This is a genomic window from Skermanella pratensis (assembly GCF_008843145.1).
GTDB lineage: Bacteria > Pseudomonadota > Alphaproteobacteria > Azospirillales > Azospirillaceae > Skermanella > Skermanella pratensis.
This window is the reverse complement of sequence record NZ_CP030265.1, coordinates 2041445-2061138: the sequence shown is the minus strand read 5'-3', so window position 1 is coordinate 2061138 and position 19694 is coordinate 2041445. Positions and strand designations below refer to the sequence as shown.

The window sequence follows — 19694 nt, the reverse complement described above, 5'->3', positions numbered from 1 at the left end:
GCCCGGCCATCTCTTTCCCGAATGTGGCCTGGCCCGAAGGCGGTATGCGGAGGATAGGAAATGACAAAGCGGCAGTCCGGCAAGGGCAGTTATGACCGCGAATACCTTGAGAAATTGATCGAGGAGGCAATTATCGACTGCTACAACGAACACGAGCAGGCTGTGGGGATGTTCACGAAAATCGAGGAGGGACTGAACCTACCCTTTAGGACCACGATCCTTGGCATGGACGTCACCGTGCTCGCTGTCGAACAGGAGAACGATGGCCTCGGCATTGCCGCCGTTTGTGAGCGCGCCGGCGAGCGACAGCACATCTCCCTGAGTGATCTGCCCTTGCCGGTACCGCCTCCAGAGGGCGCGGAATGGATTGCCGCCTACCGGCTCTGGGCGCGCCACCAGTAGTCGCCTGACGAGGACGAGGTATGAGCAAATCCAGCAGTCGACAGCTGGCGATCGCGGAAGCAGCCGACCCCCTGAGCCGTGACGGGCTCTCCACTTGCCCCCGCCGGGCGCCAGCAGCGCCAGATCGTAGCTCCCGGGGCGGATTCGCTCCGCAATTTCGAACGCCGTTGTGAGTCTGGGAGTATCCAACAGATGGACCCCGGGGAAGATCACGACGGCGATTGCACAGCACGACTAAACTCCGAAGATGAACCGCTACCACAATTTCCTTCAACCATCCGTTAAGCTCACCGCAGACGGCCCCAGTGTACGACGTAGAAACCAGGTTGAGGCCAGCGCCTAACGTGCGGTACTCGACCGCATTTGCTGGCCAGCGGCAAAGATCACGAAGTCCATGCTCCATGCCGGCAATCCCTGCCATGCAATTAATTTCACAAGCCGCTGCACTTACCGAAATCGGCCGTGAAGTTGATTGCACAAGGAATCGGGGAGCCGAAACCGGAGCCGTGCTGTCGCCATTAACGAGGCCCTGATCTGTTTAGCCCCTGGCTGGGCCAGCCCGTTCAAGGCTGCGCGGTAACGACGGTAACTGCTATCGGGACTGCGTCGACATGCCTGGCATGGGGCTACGGGTCAGCGGCCGGTCCTCGCTGAAAGGCGTCCTGCCCATTCCTGCCCATGACTCTTGTCGGCGGCGCCAAGTGCATAGAGGGAGACGAGATCATCCATTCCCTGCTGGGCTTTATGGTCGCCGTAGCGCTGTACACGGTGATCCAGCGCAGCGTGCATATCAATCCCACGGTCAGCGAGCTGATCCCGATACTGCCGGGCAAGCCGAAACGCCTGGAATAGGGTTAGATTGCGCGGCGATGTCCGCCCCAGTCCGCCGATCCGCTCCAAGTCCAGCGTGATGCCCGCGGCTCGGGCGGCGTCCAGGCCTCACCGGCGAGCGTCCAGCAGCGTAGCCATCGGCCGGGCCTCAGCGACGTTTCGGGAAGCCCCTGCAGCGAGATGGGTGCGTCACACCAGGGGCAATGCGCACGCATGCCGAGGGCGAGGCGGGCGGGCGGCGGACGCCGCAGCGGCGTGAGCGACCCGCACGCTCCGTGCAGCGCTGGAATGGCGTCCCGGTAAGCCGCCAGGATCCCCGGCAGCTTGCCGAGGTCGCGCGCCGGCAGGACACCGTGTGGAGCGAACATGGCATGCGCCGGGACGTTGACCAGCGCCACGGCCAAGTCGATGTCGCGGCGGCACTTCCAGCACACCGACGGCACCGTCGCCACCGAAGGCATGCTTGCCTGGGGCGGCGGCCCCTCGAACCGGACCCGCCCGGTCAGCAGTGCCTCAGCGAACGGCCCCAGGTAGGTCCGTGCTGGCGTGCCATCCGTCGCGGGGCCGATCACCGCCGGTTCGAGGCGCCCGGTCCGCTTCACCTCCAGACGGAAGAGCGGGAGGTCCCGCCGGGCCTCCAGTCGGGCGATGTCGTACCCGACCAGCCAGGCACCCCGAATGCCGGCTTCCCGGTAGCGCTCCTGGCGCTCTTCGATGGCGGCCAGTGGGATGCGGGAAAGCTGGGCCTCCAGGGCCACCGTCCAGTTCGGATGCCGCACGAGTACGTCGGCCACCCAGGTGCCGTCGTCCGCGCGGGCCTCGGTGGTGACCTCCAGGCCCAGGCGGGCGGCCGCGCGTGCCATGATCGACTTGCAGACGATGTGAGCGACGCTCTCGCGGAGGTCGCAACCGGTGTTCGGCCTGTGGCGGAAGAACTGCCAGCCGGTCGGCGAACGGACGGGAACGACCGGTGCCCCGCAGCAAGGGGCGGTCAGGCCCCGCTCCCGGTAGTCGGCCTTCAGGTCCTCCCAGGCGGCGGGCGACATCGCCCAGGCTTGGTAGACAGCCCCGTCAACTGCATGGGCAAGCAATGGCATGGCAATGGGCAGGCCAAGTATTCCGGCACGTCCCGGCGAAACGGGGTCGGCAAGGTCCGGCGCAGGGCCGGTTCAACGCTCGCTCTCAGGGAAGTCGGCGCCCAGGCTGGTCTCCCTCCAGGCATCGATCTCCTCGATCACGCCGGCAAGCTTGCCGCGCACCGCCTCCACGCCGAAGGCGCCGAGGACGAGGTGGCGCGGCGGGTCTGGGGACTCCACCGCCGTAACGATGGCGGCTGCGGCGCGCGCTGGGTCGCCGGGCTGCCTGCCGCTGATGCCGGATGTGGCTTGCATGCGGGCGGCGGCGGTCTCAGCGTAGTCCGCGATCCGGCTCGGCGTCTGCCTCAGGGAACGTCCGGCCCAGTCGGTGCGGAACGGCCCCGGCTCGACGCACAGGACCCGGATTCCGAGCGGCTCGACCTCCCGGGCCAGGGAGTCCGAAAGCCCCTCGACGGCGTGCTTGGTCGCTGCGTAGTAGCCGGAGCCTGGGAAGCCGACGAACCCGGCGACCGAGGAGACGTTGACAATGTGCCCGCGCCGGCGCGCCCGCATGCCCGGCAGCACGGCGCGGACCATGGCGGCGAGCCCGAACACGTTAGCCTCGAACATCGCACGGATCTCGGCGTCGTCCCCTTCCTCGACTGAGGACTGGTAGCCGTAGCCGGCGTTGTTGACCAGCACGTCGACGGCGCCGAAGCGCTCCTCCGCCGCCTTGACCGACGCCGCGACCTGGCCGGCGTCGGTCACGTCCAGCGACACTGCCAGGGCACGATCCCCGCGGCCCTGCGCCAGATCTTGCACCCGGCCAGCGTCGCGGGCCGTCACCACCGCCCGCCAGCCGCGGTCGAGCACGAGCTTGGCGAGCTCACGGCCGAAGCCTGTGGAGCAACCTGTGATGAACCAGACCGGGGAGCTGTCGGACGTCATGGGTGTATTCCTTGTTGCCGGACGGTTTGGCAGCACGCTCAGGGAACGCTCCATGGTCTCCCCGCTGGCGGTGCCGCAAGATCCAACAGGCAGCCAGGCCGGAGGGTTGCTTCCGCCTCCGCACCAAGGCTGGGCACATCGGTCGTCCGACAATCACGTTTTGCCTTTCGGGAGGGAAGCCGCGGGAAAGATGCGGCACCGGGTTCAATTATTTCTAAAACATATCAATAAGTTAGTCGATTTTCGAGAGCGAAGTTGCAGAATTTTGAATTTTCGCTACCCCTAAATTCGGCGATTTTATGAGGGCGAAGGTAATTCAAGTACGTGCTTGCCTCATGCCAAAAAGTTTTCCAATCATGTTAAGCAATAAATAGAATATTCTTGATCTTTCTGGGATAATTGTTTGCGCATCAGTAATATTTTAACTTACTATTCAAGATGGCGCTTCTATTTTTTTACTATTTCATTTGGCTGAAAATGCTTTAGTAATTAAAGAAACTGAATTAAAATTAATTTTGTGGATATTTACTACCGGAAGAACTTTATCCGCCAGCTTCCGTGCATCAGTTTTCCGTGCTCGTGTCGTCTGGCCCACAGGGAGGAAACAGTGGTGACCATCTTGAGCAATCATAAGCCCGTCTCCATAAAGGTGACCCTCGGCACGGGCGATACCCTGCAGATTCGCCGACTTAAGGGTGGGTACAAGCATTGGGCCCGGGTGCAGTCTATCGAGATCCACAACGAGCGGCTGTACGTTTGGTTCACCCGATCCTGCGACCGGAAAACCCACTTCCGGACCTTTGCCGGGATGGACACGGCTTTTGCCGAGGAAATCGCTCCTGGTGTCTGGGCCTGGATATCGGATCCCAACAATTTCAGCAAGCACGAGGCCAAACTGACGGTGAGCATACCTTCGGATTTGAAATATTGGGTCGAGAAAGCCTAACAATTTTCAGAACCTTCGGCTCAAGATTGCTTCGCAAGATCAAGATCCCTTGACGGATATAGTTGTTTCCTACACTGCGCCTTGTGTTGCCGATGCAGAAATCTTGATCGAAGTATGAGGTTTGTCTGAGCATTCCGTCGCGCTGCCGGCCCGGAACATCGCCGCGGTTGGTCGGCTTGCACTAAGGCCCGCTATCATCCAGGCGGATCTCGATTTTGGGAAGGACATGGGCGCGCCGAGCCTGGGATAGCCGAACGCAAGCGGCTTTCCCAGGGCCAGCGACCACCCAACAAGCAGCACTTAGTGGCGGCTGTCAGATCCTTTCAGCGACGGCCACCGCCGAACGGGCATTCGAGACCGCGTACACAACCCCGGTGGACAGTGCTGCGACCTGCTCCAGCAGAAGATATCCCTGCCCGATTCTGGAGTATTCATGAACCATCTCCCGTCGTTTCGGAACCGCCGCCCCAATGGCGGCCAACATACAATCGATCCGGGAACTTGCGGGCGCGAAGGTCGGATCCATCCTGGGATAGGGATCTTGTCGCCGGACTATCATGTCGGTGGCCGTTCTTTCCACAGCTCCCCAGCAGGACTCGAGATCGGTCGCCGCGTCGGGCTCGGGCGTGCAATTAACTTCACCAGCCAGTGCGCCCCGAAGGTGGTCCAAAGAGGTCCCAGCCTGTTTCACGCCGTTGTACCGGGATGCAAAATCGGGCACTTAGGGTTGTTCTGTCGCGCTAGTTTCATTCAAGGAGAATGCTGGAATGAGGAACCATACGACTGACCAAACCGAACAACATCAACTTGGCATTGCCATGTCTATGAGCATCCAACAGTTGGGAGCGCAACGGCGTTCGGCAACAGCACCCCTTTGGCTCAACTGCTTCCTCGCGTTACTAGCTCGCCTGCTTGGCCGATCCGCATCAACGCCGGAGCCCATTACACGACTCCTGGCCGATGTGCCGACTCTCCACTGCCCAATCGAACAGACCTCCTGCCCCTTCGACTTGGAAACCAATCAACGCCGGTACACAATCTTGATACATAATAGACATAAACCTGCACACTTCATCTCCGCCGAGCATCGCTCGGCTCGGTTCAATCCGGACCAATGGGGTTCGACCGGTATGCCGCCGTCGAGCATCGCTCAGCCCCGTCCCCTCACCTTTCCCCGGAGTCAAACTCCTCTGCCACCTACCTTCCATTGTTACGGGTTCCCGAAGCCTTTCCGATGGTATCGGCCGACCCGTAGTTATGGACGCAGACGGATCGCGCAGCGGGCCCGACTGCGTGGCAGCTTCCTGTCTTCAGTGATCCGCAGGCGTAATCCATCATGACAACGAAAATCATTAAAAGCTTCAAGCGGCCGTCCTTTGACGATCATCGTCGTCAGACTGCGGCCATTGAGGATTGTCTCCGCATCGGAGGTTCCCACGGTCGAGCCGACCTCGACAGGGAAGCCGACCGCCTGAAGAGTTGCGCCGAGAAGCGCAGGCTCGAAACGGTCGAGCGGCCGGATGGCAGCTGCTACGACCGGTACCAGGTTAGGTACTGCCGCTCCCGGGCCTGCGCGCTATGTATGCATCGGCGGCAAGCCAGGAAAGTCGCGCAGCTCTGGAATTTTGTCACCGACTCGGCCTGGTCGGAGCAGGGATTGAGATGGGTCGCGCTGACCCTGACCTTCGGCAAGGTCACGGCCGAGGCGCTCCCGTCCACCCTTCCCTTTCTCAAAAAGAGCTTTGCCAAGCTGTTGCGCCGCCGGCCATACCAACGATCCGTGAAGGGCGCGCTCTATTCCCTTGAAACCGGCTTCGGGCAGCGCGAGGACAAGAGCGAACCCATGCAGTTCAATCCGCACATCCATGCCCTTGTACTGCTGGACGACGCGGAGTTGAACTGGGCGTCGGACTGGACACAGGCCGTGGCCGCGAAGAGCATTCGGAACGTGACGGTCGAGACAGCGGACCCGAAAAAGATCGTGGGTTGGATCGGGTACATGACCAAGCCGGAACTTTCCATGGGCCAGAACCAAGTCCTGTACGACGACCAGATGGTGGTTGCCTACCTTGATGGGGTGAAGGGTGTTCGGCTCATCGAGACGACTGGCTTGTTGCGCGGCATCTCCGGCAAGCCTAGCTCAGGCAAGGTGATCAAGACCGGTCAGCTTGAAGTCTGGAACACTCTCCTCGACCAGTACATTCCGGATGCCCCCGGTGTTGTCCCTCCCTGGTTCATGCTCCCGTCCCTCGCCACCAGTGCCTGACAAGGGCGTCCGCACAGTACGACGTATCCGGGAGCGTCGGCCAAGGTGCCAGCCCCTTTGCGGGAGCACCCGGCCGACATCCCCTGGAAAAGGTCGGCGTCACAGGCCTGATCCGCCCAACAGGCGCGGCAGAGCGGAACCGGGTCAACTTGGAAGCGCGTGAAGTTAATTGCACGCTGGGAAGGCGATGCCCCGGAAACCAGCCCGCCGATCTGCCCAAGGATGGTCGGTTCTCGAAGGATCGATGAGTCAGCGGATACTGTGGCATTGAGGGCCGGCAACCGCGGATTCACTTTCAACGCTGGCCGGCACGGCCCTTGAACTTTATTCCACCAACGTCGTCTTGGGGATTCCATGAGCCAGAAACCCGTCCCCAGCAGCTGGCGTCCAGATACCGCCATTTGCTGACCGACGATCAGGTGGCCGGGTTCCTGGCTGTGTTGCTGAAAACCGTGCGGCGCATGATCAAGGATAGCCGCCTGCCGCACCACTGGGTCCTCGGCAGCATTTTCGTTTCCGCTGCGGACCTGGATGCTTTCATCGCAATGTCGGAGACCACCTGACCAGGATTTGTGAAATTAACTTCACAGGCAACTGGTACTGATCTGGGACCGTCTCGACTGAGACGCCGTTGCACCTCGATTTCCGAATAGATATGTTCTGAGAAGCTAAAGGGCACCAAGGTATTTATGGCTCCCGCTCCAACTTAGCGTAGGAGGTTCTTGATGATGATTGAGATATGTTGGCGCATGGTGGCTGAATATTTGACCCTTGCTAGGTCATTTGGTTTCCACCTGTTATCTAATCTGGAGGTTATTCATGGCAGCACCCGCTCCGCCGTTGGCTTCCGACGCCATGTACCTTACGCTGCCTCAGGTCGCCGACGCGTTGACCCGGGCAGGTATTCCAACCAGCCGCGCCTCCGCCTACCGCTTGGCGAAGATGCCCAGCTTTCCTGCGCTCGTCATCCGGGGCCGCCTGTTCTGCCGGCGAACCGACCTGTTTGCCTGGATCGACAACCAGAGCGCGGACTCTGGATTGCGAAGTTAATTGCACGAATGCCCGATCCCCTGGCATGTCCTGGACTGTGCCGGGGTTGCACCATCCGAGGACTTGAAATCTTCAGGGGGGTAATCGGTCAACGGCCTGAGAAGGCACAGCACTGCCACTCCACATCACCAGCCGGCCACGAAAACGTATGTCGGTGCTGCGATAATTGTCATACCGGCAAGAATCCTAGTTGCGGCTCACGGACTAACCTAGCTGCCGATGGAGAACAGGTGTTCGATCTCCGCCGAAACCATGGGCTTATCAGACGACGAGATGAGGTCGGACTGCCAAAGAAAGACGGGAGCCCCCAACATTGGCTGAACGACCAGAACATGATCGCACTCCGGAAGACTGACCGCAATAATTTCTGGCTACATAATGTCTATCAAAGTAATTTTCACTTACTTAAAACGAACTAGGAATCGATTATCATTATTGTGGTTTATTGATTTCTTAATCTAATTTCATTATCATTCAATTTGTTAAAATTATATTTTGCGGATTCCAATGAGCACCAACGCCATATATCAGCGCAAGAAGGATGGAAAATCGGTCCGCCGAAAAGACGGTTCCTATATTTGGTGTGTGGAATATCTTGACGCTCGAGGAAACCGTGTCACCAAGTCAATATTCCGCAACAAGAAGGAGGCCGTCGAGTGGCTTGCCGGTGCCAGGGTCGACCTGAAAAAGGGAACGCATACCCCCGACCGGGACAGCATCACGATCGCCGATGCATGTGACCTGTGGCTGGCGCTGTGCCAGGGCGAGGTCGAGCGCTCGACCATGAAGCAGTACCAGGAGCACGCCCGGCTTTACCTGAAGCCGCTGCTCGGCGACAGGAAGCTGTCCCAGCTCACGCAATCGGATGTCGTCGAGTTCCGCGACATGCTGCGCAAGGGTGGGTTCCCGGTGCCGGTCTTCAGGCGCGGCGAACCGACGGGGGAGGAGCGGCTGGCAAAGGGGTCGGACACGCTGGCCCGGAAGGTGCTTTCCTACCTGAAGACGGTGATCAACATCGCCATGGAGCGCGGCAAGGTTGCCCAGAACGTGGCGACAACGCTTCGCCGGACGCGGGCCAAGCGGCGCAGGGTCGGCGCCGTGAACGGTGATCCCTTCTGCGGGCGGGTGGAGATCCCGACCCCCATGGAAATGCAGAGCATGCTGGCGGTCACGAGCGAGCATTACCCGGCGTTCTACCCGATGCTGTGCATGGCCGCGTTCACCGGCATGCGTATCTCGGAACTGCGGGGGCTGGACTGGCGTTGCGTGAGCCTGAAGAAGGGGGTGATCAGAGTCGAGCAGCGTGCCGACGAGTGGGGCACGATAGGTGACACCAAAACCGGTACGAGCGGGATACGCGACATCGAGATCGGCCACGAACTGGTGCGCATCCTGAAGGAATGGCACATCGCGGGCGGACGCCGAACGTCCGGGCTGGTGTTTCCGAACGCCGCCGGCAGGCCCTATCAGGTGCAGAACCTTTACCGGCGCTTTCTCCACCCCATGCAGATCAGGGCGGGAGTGACCGGCGCGGACGGGACTCACAAGTACGCCTTCCACGCGTTCCGGCATTTCTACGCCTCGGGCCTCATTCACCTCGGCTATTCGGTCTCCGAGGTCCAGTACCGACTGGGGCATTCGGATCCGGCGATGACCCTGCGCACCTACACCCACCTGTGGCGGGACACGCAGCGGACGCGCAATTCCGGGCAGGACCTCGAGGACATCGTCCTGCGGGTGACCGGCCATCAATCGGAGCGGGATCCCGGCGCAGGCGGGAGGCCAGGGGATCCTGTGGATGAGGACATCGGGCGGGATACCGAATGAGCAGGGACATTGCATCTGCTTCCGTCCGTATGCCGGTTCCATTTCCCGGTTCCGCCAGGCATGGGTCTGCGCCGGTCGCCACGGCCCACAAAGTGTCATCCGGGTGGACCGAGAGTTCCCAATGGCACGCCAAGTGACTGGTTCCTTTCGAAAACACCGTTGTTCCGCCACCAGTTAGCAGCCAGACTCGAGGGGCATCAGATGGCACGGCCAAGGAAATCGGCCCAGGTCCGCTTCCAGGCGAAGGTCAGGGAAAGCGACTACCTCGCGCCGGGCATGGCGACGCCGTGTCAGGAGTGGCTCGGGGCGACCAACGCCAAGGACGACCCGGTTTTCTGGTTTGATCACAGAACCGTTCGCGCGCAGCGGGTTGCACTTATGCTCGGCGGAGCGCAGATCGGAAAGCGCAGTCAAGTCATCAATCTCTGCACCAACCGGAACTGCGTCAATCCCCTTCACCTGATCGTCTGCGGCAGCAAGGACGCGGCCGTGCTGAACCGCTCTGGCGGGAGCAGGCTCTACGTAGGCGACATATGCTTCATGAGCGACGTGGTTCTGCGGGGCGAGGCGACCGTGGACGATGTCGCGGCCCTGTATGGAATTTCCACTCAATTGATCGATGAGCTCGTAGTGCGGGCCCGGCATGCGGAGGGTACCGATCCAGCGCTCCCGGTCGAGCATGTCGATGTCGTGGGTTCAGGGACCGCAGGACCGAAACCGCAGCACGGTGACGCCTGCGTGAAATTAACTTCACGGCACAACAGTCCCGTGGCCGACCAATGAAGTTAATTGCACGGACCACGAGATGCATCCGACGAGAACCCCAACCGCCGCCTTATCGCTGCGGAAACGGGAGATCGAACAAGCCGGCCATCCGCAGCACCCACGCTGATGTTGCCAGGCGGCAAAACACTGCGCGTGCAATTAACTTCAATCCTGCCCAGGAGGCGACGCAAGTCGGGTCGGGATAGCCGGAATCCAGAATGCTTCTCGAAACGCCGTCCCATACCGATCAGCCAACATCCGCTGACTGCTCGACGGGTGGGTCAAGAACAGCATTACAACGGCCGCGCCCGACCCGCTTCCGCCGATCCGACAGCGCGTAGCGATCTACCGCACCCGGGTCGCGTCCCGGTTTGGGATCTGCAGGGCATGAGGCTTCTCGCGCACTGCCCCTCTCCACCCGGGCCGACCGCGATTTACTTCTTCGAGGGCGTCTGGTCCGTCTTCTTGTCCCGGCCGAAGGCAGCCAGAATACGGCTCTCGCGTGGGGTCAGCCTCTTATACAGCACGTGGCCGATAGGGGCCGGAACTTTGCTGGTGAACTGCTTCTTGGCCATGTGCAGCCTCATACGGATGGAATGCAGAACCACATAGGTTTCGCGCTTTGAATTTCAAACTGAAACACGCCCCATACCCGGGGAGGCTTGTCGCCCATGACCTGTATCCGAAGCCGGACCAGACCAGCGAACCGCAAGCTGGTTCCGTGACCAGCCTCAGGAACTTCGCTCAGTTGCTCGCTTGTTGGCGTGGTCCACAGGACAAACATCAGTTTCGGTGTCCAAGGGCGGGTCAGGTCTCGACGGAAGGTTCGTATGTGCCAAGTGTCCGGGCGAACGTCCATGCAACCGCCTCGTGAGCCGTAGCCATGTGGGGAGGCACGGCGCACCAATAGCGCTGCCGGATGCCGTCCTGCGAAACCGTCGCGTCCATCACCTCGACGAAGGCGCTCGGATCTTCCGGCCGTCCGACCAGGTACAGCCGGCCGAAACGATCCCCCTGCACGGGCCTTGCCCGCACGGCGGTCATGAAGCGTTGCGTGCCCATGGCCTGAATCGCCGCCGTGCGCCTTCCTGCATCCGGCACGCGGCGGATATAGCGGGCGAGCAGGACTTCGGCGGCACGGATCGGCAGGATTTCGATCAGCAGTGACAGGGGGCCGCGGTACCCCAGCCAGTCGAAAACGGCCGAGTAGCGAACGGTCCTCGATGCCGGGTCCGGCAGTGCCGTGACGATCGGGAAGGCAATCGGCGCGCCGGCAGACAGCACAACTGCCACTCCATCGAAGACGCTGATCGCGTCCGCCAGTCGGTCCACGGCGACTGCGGCCTTCACGACCTCCGGCAAGGCTGCCTCGTCCATTTCGGTGATCGCGAATCCGGCAATGGCCTGCGCCGGCGGCAGTATACTGGTCCGCCCAAGGACTGGCGAGAGTTCATGCCACTGGATGTCGATCCGACGCCCCTCATGCTGGATGACGCCGCCGGCATCCTCGCGACGGGACTGGAGGAATTCGGTCCATCCGATCTGGACAGGCATGGATTGCCGGACATCATCGATTGCCGACCGCAATCGCTGCTCCACGATCTCCCTGATCGGCCGGGCGCCCCATAGGGGGAGTCTTGTCCCGAGGCTTCGCCCGAGCTCGTTGCGCCACCACGCTGGCCACAACAGTCTGCCCACGAGCATTGTCAGCACAACGATCAAGCCAATCACCACGCCGACCAGAGCTGCCTGAATCGGCTGATCCGGCAGCGCTGCCCAGGCTACCCCAGTGCCGACCATGTGAACCACCGCAACCAGGCCAATGCACAGCAATATAGGCAGACGCGCTTCATGATTCTCCCGACCGACCGGTGTCCGGATGACCATGGCCCAGTAGGGGACGGCAGCACCGAAGAAAAGGGAGGCGAGATCCAGGGCATTCTGATCGTGGTCACTCGAACCGATGACGTGGAAGACGGCCAGCAGGAGCGCGCCGTAGATCAGCAGTGTGGGCACCAAAAGACATACGCCCAGAATGTTGAGATCGCGCCGGCTGCCGGTTCGGGGAGCCAAGGCGGCACAGACCCGGGCGAACTCAAGGGCATTGCGCGCTTCGACCACCATTGGCTCGGACAAGTGCAGGGACCTGTAAAGGCGGCGGACCGCAGCCTCGATACCAGTTGCGGACGACCGGCCTCCGTCAGTCAGGAAGGACATCCGAAGCCTCAATCACAAACGAGTCTCGTCCCGGCAGCAATGGGGTCATACTCCCGCTGCCTGATCACCCGGTACCGGCCGGGCGGTAGGTCGATCGGTGCATGCTCATCATGAAGCAGCCGGGCGCCAGCCGGTCCAATCACCAGGTAGTCGGGCATGCCGCTCCGGTTCTCCGGCAAGCAAAGCGCCAGAAGGTGCGGGCCAGGCATCAACGTATGGGAATGCCTTGCTCCACTCGCGAGCGCGATCGGCGACTCGGTGATTGAAGCCGCTGGCAGGCCCGCCAGCCCAGCCGGCAAGTCGTCAGTTTCCTCGAGGAGGATGTCACCCTGCCTGTACTGAGCCACACCAAACCTCCCTGCCATGATTGGGTCCGACTCCCAGAATGTGCCATGCCTGCGAACCAGAGGCGCGCATTCCAGCAGCACTAATACAGATGCCGCGGCCGAAATGTTTTCATGCGCGCGCCAACGCGTTGGCGCCTGGAGACGGCACGTAAACCGGTCCGGTGCCCAACGAATTAGTTCGGATCTTCCGAAATGCCCACGCCGTGCCCAGTGGCATCGGAGACCACAACAGGCCTTTATGCGGTGCTGGATCGGATTTCGGAAAGTGATGGTCGAAGCACGCCTTGCAGCACTTGCACAGCTAGCGCTGGCACCTGTGACAGGCATTGCCCCAGCCGTTCCGGACAGCGTGGCCTCTGTCGCAGAACGAGCACCGCACACTATCCGACAAGCGATGTCGAGAACCGCCGGATAGGTGGATCAGGTCGAAAGTGATCCAACTTTCATGTCGGCGGGAGGAGTATCTCCCTGATCACCTATTCACCACCACCTTCATCACACTCGAAACGGCGCCCCGCCACACTGGCCGCAATCCGCTAAACTCATCAACCTAAAGCCCGATATGAGCCAAGATCAACGCATCATAGGTCGGTCATCGCAACCGTATGCGTCAAAAGCCGCTCGGTGAAATGGCTTCGGTCGATCAATTTGACATTGTTGATGGCCCCCTGCTCGCGTGCGTCGGTGTTGAAGGTCTGGTTGGTTGCGGCAATAAGCTGGAAATGCACCGTCGGGTGTTTGGCGCGATAGGCTGCGGCACCGGCGACAACGTCGCGCACGGCCTCCCAGCCCAGCGCGCGACCGACATCCGATGTCGTCTTGCATTGAATCAGAACCCCAATCTCGCCTCGGAAGGCCACGACATCCACACCGCCGTCGCCGCTCGCCGGGGTGCGGTAGACAGTGTAGCCCTCGAGCGACCACAGGCGGGCGCAGAGGGCTTCGAAAGTGGTCGCCTCCATGCTAGTCAGATGTTCCACTGCGATCCGGGTGGCGACGGGAACGGCGGTGCCGCCGGGGGCAGACAGTCCTTCCCAATCCCCGGCTCCGATGTCGTCATATCCGTTCAACATGTCTCCGGCGAGACGGCGCTTGCTGTCCAGCAAGGTGTCGAGCTTTTTTTCGAACGTCTCGAAGCCCTCAAGGATCCCCTCATTTTCAGGCAGTGCATTCACCTGCGTGATATCGCAGTATTGCTCAACAGAGGCAGCTATGTAGAGCAAGATGATCGACGGATCGAAGCGCGGCTTAATGCAGGTGAAGGATGTTCGGAGCTTCCTCGACAGTGTTCTTGATGAAGATACTCATACCAAGCGGATCGCCTCTCTTGCCAACGCCACCCTTGGGGTAATGACGGGTGCCTCTCTGGGCGTCGCCGTGATCGGCAAGTCTTTGGCTCAGGCACGCGGCCTTCTGCCCAAGCATGCCGTCAAGCAGGTTGACCGGCTGCTGAGCAACCCTGGGATCGAGGCTTGGGATGTTTTTGCCAGCTGGGTTCCGGAAATGGTCGGCCCGCGCACCGACATCGTGGTGGCGATGGACTGGACCGACTTTGACGCCGACGGGCAGGCCACCCTGGCGCTCAAGCTGGTGACCCGCCATGGCCGGACGACGCCGCTGATCTGGCTCAGCGTTCACAAGGACGAACTGAGCGACGCGCGCAACGCCTACGAAGACGCCGCCGTGCGCCGGCTGGCCGAGGTGCTGCCCGACGACGTCAAAGTCACCCTCCTGGCCGACCGCGGCTTCGCCGACACCAAGCTGTTCGGTTTTCTCGCCGACCTGGGCTTCGACTACGTCATCCGGCTGAAAGGCAACACCAGGGTCAGGGCTGCCGACGGAACGATCCGTTCGGCGACCGAGTGGGTCGGCCAAGGCGGCCGGGCGCGCAAGCTGCGCGATGCCGTGGTTACCGAGGCGCAGTGCCCGGTTGGCGCCGTCGTGTGCACCCACGCCAAGGCCATGAAGGAGCCCTGGTGCCTGGCCGCCAGCGACGCTGGCGCGACCGCGCCGCAGATCATCGCGCTGTACTCGAAGCGGTGGCGAGTGGAGCCCAATTTCAGAGATACCAAAGACTTGCGCTTCGGCATGGGCCTCTCGGCGGTCCACATTGCCGACCCGCAACGGCGCGATAGGCTATTGCTGCTCAATGCGTTCGCTGTCGTTCTGCTCACCCTGCTCGGTGCCGCCGGCGAAAGCCTCGGCATGGACCGCCATCTCAAGTCCAACACCGTCAAAACCCGCACTCACTCCCTGTTCCGCCAGGGCTGTATGCTCTACGACCTCATCCCCAACATGCCTGAACACAGGCTGCGCGCCCTCGCCGAACGATACGCCGATCTCCTGGAGCAGTCACGTGTGGTCACCGAAACTTTCGCTATCGTGTAAAATGAGGGGATCCTTGAGGTCTGGTAGTGAATAAGATTGATCGGGAAAACAATTCCGAAGCCACAATCCTTGGCGAGGTATACAAAGTTCTGGGGCCTCACCAAGGCATTCCCATCTATCCATGCGCCGCGTCGAAGTATCTGCGTGCCTCCGGAGCAGGGGAAAATCGGCAGCGGTTCATTCAGCAGAGTCGCATGCGTGAACTGGTGGATGGGTTGGACGGTTTTGTCGCCGATGCCGGCATCGCTGGGCGTCTGACGACGCCTTTGACCATCGTATCCGACCTTCTCGATAGTTTGCAGGCCCGGCTCGCGGCTTCGGATGATGACCGGAAGCGGCTTGAGTTGCTTCGACGGAAATCGGCAGTGCTGGAGCGTTTGCAGCGCAAGCTTGTCGATGTCCGGAAAACCTGGAAGCAGCAGGCTTATTCGACGGTGATGTCCCAGACGGACGAGGCAGTGGAGCAAATCTCGGACACAACGACAGGCGAAGATTTGGACAGCCTGTTCACGACCGCCATGAGCCAGGTCATCGCACCGATCAATCAGGTCTATGACGATCTCGAAGCGGACCTGCGGGACGCCATTGCCCTGGCGAATTCCGAGTTGGAGGATCTCGGGCAAACCCCTTTGGCGCAGGATGTCGCCAGAATCGAAGCGGAGCATGCCGAGCGGTTAGGGATCGACCATAAGAACTCCGGTCCAAACCAAGGCACGGAGTATGTTCTCCGTTTCTTCAAGGCCACGGGCAAACCACTTCAGGAGGGTCTTCAGTTTGCCGCTGACAATGCTGCGGAACTACGCAACATAATCTATGAAGTCGGGAAGACGCTCGGAAAGAAGTTCCGGCCATGGGAAGCGGTAAAGATGGGGCAAGGTGCCGCAAAAGTGGCTGGGAAGCTTGGAAAGGCTATACCGTTTCTAGCCGCTGGACTTGACTTGTTCTTCCAGTATCGAGAAGAAAAGGCCAAAGAGGAGAAGGCGCGCTACTTGGCAAATCTTCGCCTGACGCTGCGCAACGCCTTTGCTGATCAGGCGAAGGTGGAAGCCGATACCCTGGAGGCAGTCGTCCTCAAGGTTTCGCGCGGGCCGCTCCAGGAAGCCCAGGAAGAACTGGACCGTGAGGCGGAGCGCATTACCGCCGGCGGCGACGCGCGGTCCCGCGCGCAGAGCGAGATCGGCGCCCTCAAGCGCCGCTGCTCAACCCTGCGCGACGAGATCTACAGCGGGCTGCGGACCTCCGTCGGAGTCGAAGGGGGGCTTGAGGCTTCTACTCCTCGAACCCCGTCGATTCAGCCTTGAACTTGAGCTGGCGGGCGTTGTCGCGGACGATGCCGACGTCCGCCTCCGCGAACCCTTCGGGCGCTTCGGCCTCGACTTCCAGGGTCAGTTTGACCTTGGCGCCGGGTGTCCGCTGGAGTTGGAGTGCGACCGCGTTTACGATATCTTCGAACACCCTGATCGGACGCACCAATTCGATCTCGACGGACCCGTAGAAGCGGCGGGGCTGCCGGGGGGCGGCGACAGGGTCGCCGGATGCGGGAGGAGCCTCCGGGTGGCGGGTGTCATCGTCTCCCGTCACCGTTCCGCCGACCGTGGACACGCCGCCGACGGTGGCGGGCATCGGCTTCTGACGGCGCTGGAGATGGTCACGGGCGACTTCCGCCCGGACGAGGACCGCAGTCGGAGGCATGAAGACCGGCGGCGCCTTCGCGTATATCAGGCCCTGGTATTCGCCGGTCGCCTCGTCATAGCCGTCGGCGAAGCCGAAGGCCGCGTCCAGCTTGGTTACGGCGTCACTGACGGCCTTGTCGAAGACGACGCGGTCCCTCAGCTTCGGCAGGTAGACATAGGTGGTGAACCAGTCCGCGACCTCGCCGACCGCCAAGTGCGGCCGGTCCTCCGGCCAGAGCGGCTTGAGGTGGTACACCAGCGCCTCCGCCCAAGCTGCTCCTTGGCGACGCTGTCGCCCTTGGCCTTTTCGTAGACGGCAGCCGGGACGGCGGCGCGGTCCTTGGCGGTGATCGACAGGTGTTCCAGGTCGAACGGAGTCCCCGGCGCCTCCGACTTGACCGGGTAGAGGATGTGGTTCCAGGCCTGCCGGACGGCGTTGACCGCGCCGTCACGGCCCGACCGGGCCTTGTTCCTGGCGTCGGTGATCTGGGCCTGGGTCAGTTGCTGCTGAAGGCGTTCGTCCTTGACGATCGATTCCCAGGCCAGCGCCCGCCGCATGGCCTCGCGCGCGGTATCGAGCAGAGCCACGTCGGCGGCCACGAACAGCAGCGTGTTGCGGAAGCGGCGCTGCCCCGAGCGGCAGCGCATCAGCGTGTCGGTCACCGTGTCGGTGGCCGCCGACTTACCCACGCCCTTGCCGGCATGCGGCGTCGCCGGTCCAAGGATGACCAGCGACAGGGCCTTCGCCTCGTCGATCGTGACGGGGTCGTCCGGTACCGCGAAAATCCCGTGGAAGGAACCTTTCTGCTTCGTATCGCCGCGCAGGACTTCCGAAATCTGCTCATCGACCTGATGGGCCGGCCAGGACTTCGCCTTGTCGTCGGCAAGGCGGTTCAGGGTCGGCTGGGTCGAGAACCAGTAGCGCCCGGCTTCCTCGTACAGATAGGTGGCGCGGTCCTTCACCTCGCGCAGCGCCTCGCCGAAGATGGCGAGCTGGTCGCCCGGTTCGGCGCAGGCCAGACGCAGGCCCTGCGCGGTCACCCCGGCATTGGGCTGGCCGACCAGCGGAGCCGAGCACAGGAAGACCGCCCGCGCCGCTCGCGTCGCCGCACGGGACTGCGAGATGCGCCGCGACGGATTGGCTTCCAGCCGGGACGGCAGCGAACTCTCGCCGTCCACCTCCTTGTCGACCACGGGTCCGAAGGCGGCGTCCAGGGAGTAGAGCGCGTTCACCCGCACGCGCTCATGCGCGATGGGGATGCGCGCCGGCATGATCAGCGGATCGCGGACCTGCTGCTGCCATAGCACGTCGATGACGTTCGCCATGAACCGGAGCACGCCTCGGGTGCGCTGGAACTTCTCAAGGCTGGCCCAGTCCCTGGACAGGCGGTCGAACAGTTCCGGATGAATCGGGTAGGAGATGCGGAGCAGTTCGAGATAGCGGGATTCCCTGGCTTCCGGCGGGAACTCGGCCGCGTTCTTGCGGTAAAGCTCGTGGAAGGCCTTCACCGTCTCGTCCCGGTCGCGCTCGCCGTCGCTGTCCAGCGCCTGGAACAGCCGGCGGCGGATGATCTCATAGGTCTCGTCGCCGGCGGCCGGCAGCCAGGCGGACTGGAGGCGGCCGAAGACTTTCTCCAGCCGGAGCAGCGCCATCTTGCCCTTGTCGGCCCCCGCTTCCGGAGCGCTTTCCGGCAGCGACCCGACGATCTGAGCGCCGGGCACCATCTTGACGGCCTCGGTCAGCGACTGGATGAAGGACAGGAACGCTTCGAACCGGTCGTCGGGAAGCTGCCGCACATAGGCCACCAGCTCGTCTAGCAGGATGACGCAGGGACCGGCCAGCCTCAGCACCTCCACCATCAGTTCGGAACCGGGGTTCGTGCGCGCGGCTTCCGACTCGGCGACGAGCTTCAATCCCTCCTCGCCCGCCAGTTGCCACGCGATGTAGCCCCATAGCGTATGGACCTTCGGTCCGTCCTTGAGGATCAGCGACACGTCCGTTCCCTTGGACGACCCGACGAAGACGGCGGTCTTCGCCTTCTTCCAGGCCGTCACGCCGGCTTTTTCCGCCAGCGGGCCGACGCCCGCCAGCACGGAAAGATCGGCTGACCGGGCAAGGTGGAGCACCGCCAGCATCGTGTGCGTCTTGCCGCCGCCGAACGCGGTCTGAAGGCCGATCACCGGATCGCCGCCGCTGCCGGCAAGCCGCTGAAGGGTCGAGGTCAGCACCCGGCGCAGGCCTTCGGTCAGGAAGGTGATGCGGAAGAAGCTTGCCGCGTCGGCGTAATCGTCGGTCGCCAAGCCGGCATCGACGGCGAACAGGTCGGCCGCGAACTCCGCCTCCTTGAAGCGGTTTTCCAGCACGTCGGGATGGGGCAGAGCCACCTGAATCCAGGGCTTCAAGGCCGAGGATGGAGCCTCTGCCGCGGAAAAGTCCAGCTTGGGCGCCGCCATTCCCGCCGGAGCCGGCTGTGGTGCTGGCGCCGGCGACGCGAAGCCGGAGCGGCGCTGTTCGTCGTACAGGCGCTTCAGCTCCGCTAGTTCGCTGGCCGGAGCCTTCGCCGCCCTCAGCAGTTGATGCATGGCGTCCAGGTAACGCAAGGCCTCGTCGTCCTGGAGCGGGACCGCCAGATGCGCCGTCGCATTGCGGGCCTCCAGCGCGGTGGAGGCGAAGTTCCGCACCTTCTGCTTTTCGTTACGGGCGAAGGATTCGTCGAACGCCTCGCGCCAACTGTCCAGCATCGTCTTGATGAGGCCATAGGCGTCGAGCGGCGCATTGGGCGGCGATCCGTTGGCGCGGCTGGCGTAATGCAGCCAGCGGTCGCCATGCACCGCGCGCATGCGGGCTTCGACAAAGGGCTTCACCCCCTTGGCGAGATGGAAAAGACCGTCCTGAACGCGGCGCAGCGTTTCCTTTTCGACCATCACGGCAGTCATTTCTTCTTTCCTCTCCGTCCG

Annotated in this window: 17 protein-coding genes; 10 read left to right on the top strand and 7 right to left on the bottom strand. The window is 62.2% G+C overall.

Translation table 11 applies throughout. The features are described 5' to 3' along the window. Positions 1 to 60 precede the first annotated feature (60 nt). On the top strand, positions 61 to 402 hold the full coding sequence (locus tag DPR14_RS09270; protein WP_158044881.1) for a calcium-binding protein: 342 nt from the start codon (positions 61 to 63) through the stop codon (positions 400 to 402). Between the two features lie 678 nt (positions 403 to 1080). After that, on the top strand, positions 1081 to 1254 hold the full coding sequence (locus DPR14_RS27285) for a hypothetical protein (RefSeq protein ID WP_192499369.1): 174 nt from the start codon (positions 1081 to 1083) through the stop codon (positions 1252 to 1254). Between the two features lie 2 nt (positions 1255 to 1256). Here the strand turns inward: DPR14_RS27285 and DPR14_RS09265 are convergent, their stop codons facing one another. Together DPR14_RS09265 and DPR14_RS09260 are read right to left on the bottom strand one after the other, a co-directional pair. After that, positions 1257 to 2279, bottom strand: a complete 1023-nt coding sequence (locus DPR14_RS09265) for a competence protein CoiA (protein ID WP_192499368.1) — start codon at positions 2277 to 2279, stop codon at positions 1257 to 1259. Positions 2280 to 2402: 123 nt separating this feature from the next. Further along, complete coding sequence (locus DPR14_RS09260; RefSeq protein WP_158044879.1) at positions 2403 to 3257, bottom strand: oxidoreductase; 855 nt, start codon at positions 3255 to 3257, stop codon at positions 2403 to 2405. Between the two features lie 610 nt (positions 3258 to 3867). Here DPR14_RS09260 and DPR14_RS09255 point away from each other — a divergent pair. The 6 genes from DPR14_RS09255 to DPR14_RS09230 all read left to right on the top strand — a co-directional run bounded on the left by DPR14_RS09255 (position 3868) and on the right by DPR14_RS09230 (position 10129). Next, entirely contained in the window at positions 3868 to 4203 is a 336-nt protein-coding gene (locus DPR14_RS09255) for a hypothetical protein (RefSeq protein WP_158044878.1), read from the top strand. A gap of 1336 nt (positions 4204 to 5539) precedes the next feature. Next, positions 5540 to 6469, top strand: a complete 930-nt coding sequence (locus tag DPR14_RS09250) for a protein rep (RefSeq protein WP_158044877.1) — start codon at positions 5540 to 5542, stop codon at positions 6467 to 6469. Positions 6470 to 6870: 401 nt separating this feature from the next. Next, complete coding sequence (locus tag DPR14_RS09245; RefSeq protein WP_158044876.1) at positions 6871 to 7032, top strand: helix-turn-helix domain-containing protein; 162 nt, start codon at positions 6871 to 6873, stop codon at positions 7030 to 7032. 256 nt (positions 7033 to 7288) lie between these two features. Continuing rightward, positions 7289 to 7519, top strand: coding sequence for a helix-turn-helix domain-containing protein (locus DPR14_RS09240; RefSeq protein WP_158044875.1), 231 nt, complete (start codon positions 7289 to 7291; stop codon positions 7517 to 7519). 507 nt (positions 7520 to 8026) lie between these two features. Further along, positions 8027 to 9346, top strand: a complete 1320-nt coding sequence (locus DPR14_RS09235; RefSeq protein ID WP_158044874.1) for a tyrosine-type recombinase/integrase — start codon at positions 8027 to 8029, stop codon at positions 9344 to 9346. A 201-nt stretch (positions 9347 to 9547) separates the two neighbouring features. After that, complete coding sequence (locus DPR14_RS09230; RefSeq protein ID WP_158044873.1) at positions 9548 to 10129, top strand: hypothetical protein; 582 nt, start codon at positions 9548 to 9550, stop codon at positions 10127 to 10129. A gap of 416 nt (positions 10130 to 10545) precedes the next feature. On the opposite strand, the gene DPR14_RS27280 is transcribed toward DPR14_RS09230, so the two are convergent. From DPR14_RS27280 to DPR14_RS09220, 3 genes are all read right to left on the bottom strand, one after another. Then, the gene (locus tag DPR14_RS27280) at positions 10546 to 10686 is read right to left on the bottom strand and encodes a hypothetical protein (RefSeq protein WP_192499367.1); all 141 of its coding nucleotides are present in this window, start codon (positions 10684 to 10686) and stop codon (positions 10546 to 10548) included. A gap of 232 nt (positions 10687 to 10918) precedes the next feature. Next, positions 10919 to 12235, bottom strand: coding sequence for a DUF6745 domain-containing protein (locus DPR14_RS09225; RefSeq protein ID WP_158044872.1), 1317 nt, complete (start codon positions 12233 to 12235; stop codon positions 10919 to 10921). A 1021-nt stretch (positions 12236 to 13256) separates the two neighbouring features. Beyond that, positions 13257 to 13898, bottom strand: a complete 642-nt coding sequence (locus DPR14_RS09220; RefSeq protein WP_158044871.1) for a restriction endonuclease — start codon at positions 13896 to 13898, stop codon at positions 13257 to 13259. A gap of 28 nt (positions 13899 to 13926) precedes the next feature. On the opposite strand from DPR14_RS09220, the gene DPR14_RS09215 reads away from it, so the two are divergent. Together DPR14_RS09215 and DPR14_RS09210 are read left to right on the top strand one after the other, a co-directional pair. Continuing rightward, a complete protein-coding gene (locus DPR14_RS09215) occupies positions 13927 to 15063 on the top strand; it encodes an IS4 family transposase (protein WP_425501038.1) in 1137 nt (378 codons plus the stop codon). Between the two features lie 26 nt (positions 15064 to 15089). Beyond that, positions 15090 to 16364 carry a LeoA/HP0731 family dynamin-like GTPase gene (locus DPR14_RS09210; RefSeq protein WP_192499366.1) on the top strand — a complete coding sequence of 425 codons (1275 nt, stop codon included), beginning with the start codon at positions 15090 to 15092 and terminating at the stop codon, positions 16362 to 16364. Here the strand turns inward: DPR14_RS09210 and DPR14_RS28125 are convergent. Continuing rightward, on the bottom strand, positions 16333 to 16992 hold the full coding sequence (locus DPR14_RS28125; RefSeq protein WP_246149072.1) for a hypothetical protein: 660 nt from the start codon (positions 16990 to 16992) through the stop codon (positions 16333 to 16335). The genes DPR14_RS09210 and DPR14_RS28125 overlap by 32 nt on opposite strands. Beyond that, positions 16893 to 19673, bottom strand: coding sequence for a DUF499 domain-containing protein (locus DPR14_RS09205; RefSeq protein WP_246149069.1), 2781 nt, complete (start codon positions 19671 to 19673; stop codon positions 16893 to 16895). The genes DPR14_RS28125 and DPR14_RS09205 overlap by 100 nt, the downstream gene beginning before the upstream one ends. Between the last annotated feature and the right edge of the window lie 21 nt (positions 19674 to 19694).

What these genes read in the sequence shown, in the direction of transcription:
- DPR14_RS09270 (WP_158044881.1), top strand. Translation starts at nt 61, where the DNA reads ATGACAAAGCGGCAGTCCGGCAAGGGCAGTTATGACCGCGAATACCTT.
- DPR14_RS27285 (WP_192499369.1), top strand. Translation starts at nt 1,081, where the DNA reads ATGACTCTTGTCGGCGGCGCCAAGTGCATAGAGGGAGACGAGATCATC.
- DPR14_RS09265 (WP_192499368.1), bottom strand. Translation starts at nt 2,279, where the DNA reads ATGTCGCCCGCCGCCTGGGAGGACCTGAAGGCCGACTACCGGGAGCGG.
- DPR14_RS09260 (WP_158044879.1), bottom strand. Translation starts at nt 3,257, where the DNA reads ATGACGTCCGACAGCTCCCCGGTCTGGTTCATCACAGGTTGCTCCACA.
- DPR14_RS09250 (WP_158044877.1), top strand. Translation starts at nt 5,540, where the DNA reads ATGACAACGAAAATCATTAAAAGCTTCAAGCGGCCGTCCTTTGACGAT.
- DPR14_RS09240 (WP_158044875.1), top strand. Translation starts at nt 7,289, where the DNA reads ATGGCAGCACCCGCTCCGCCGTTGGCTTCCGACGCCATGTACCTTACG.
- DPR14_RS09235 (WP_158044874.1), top strand. Translation starts at nt 8,027, where the DNA reads ATGAGCACCAACGCCATATATCAGCGCAAGAAGGATGGAAAATCGGTC.
- DPR14_RS09230 (WP_158044873.1), top strand. Translation starts at nt 9,548, where the DNA reads ATGGCACGGCCAAGGAAATCGGCCCAGGTCCGCTTCCAGGCGAAGGTC.
- DPR14_RS27280 (WP_192499367.1), bottom strand. Translation starts at nt 10,686, where the DNA reads ATGGCCAAGAAGCAGTTCACCAGCAAAGTTCCGGCCCCTATCGGCCAC.
- DPR14_RS09225 (WP_158044872.1), bottom strand. Translation starts at nt 12,235, where the DNA reads ATGGTGGTCGAAGCGCGCAATGCCCTTGAGTTCGCCCGGGTCTGTGCC.
- DPR14_RS09215 (WP_425501038.1), top strand. Translation starts at nt 13,927, where the DNA reads ATGCAGGTGAAGGATGTTCGGAGCTTCCTCGACAGTGTTCTTGATGAA.
- DPR14_RS09205 (WP_246149069.1), bottom strand. Translation starts at nt 19,673, where the DNA reads ATGACTGCCGTGATGGTCGAAAAGGAAACGCTGCGCCGCGTTCAGGAC.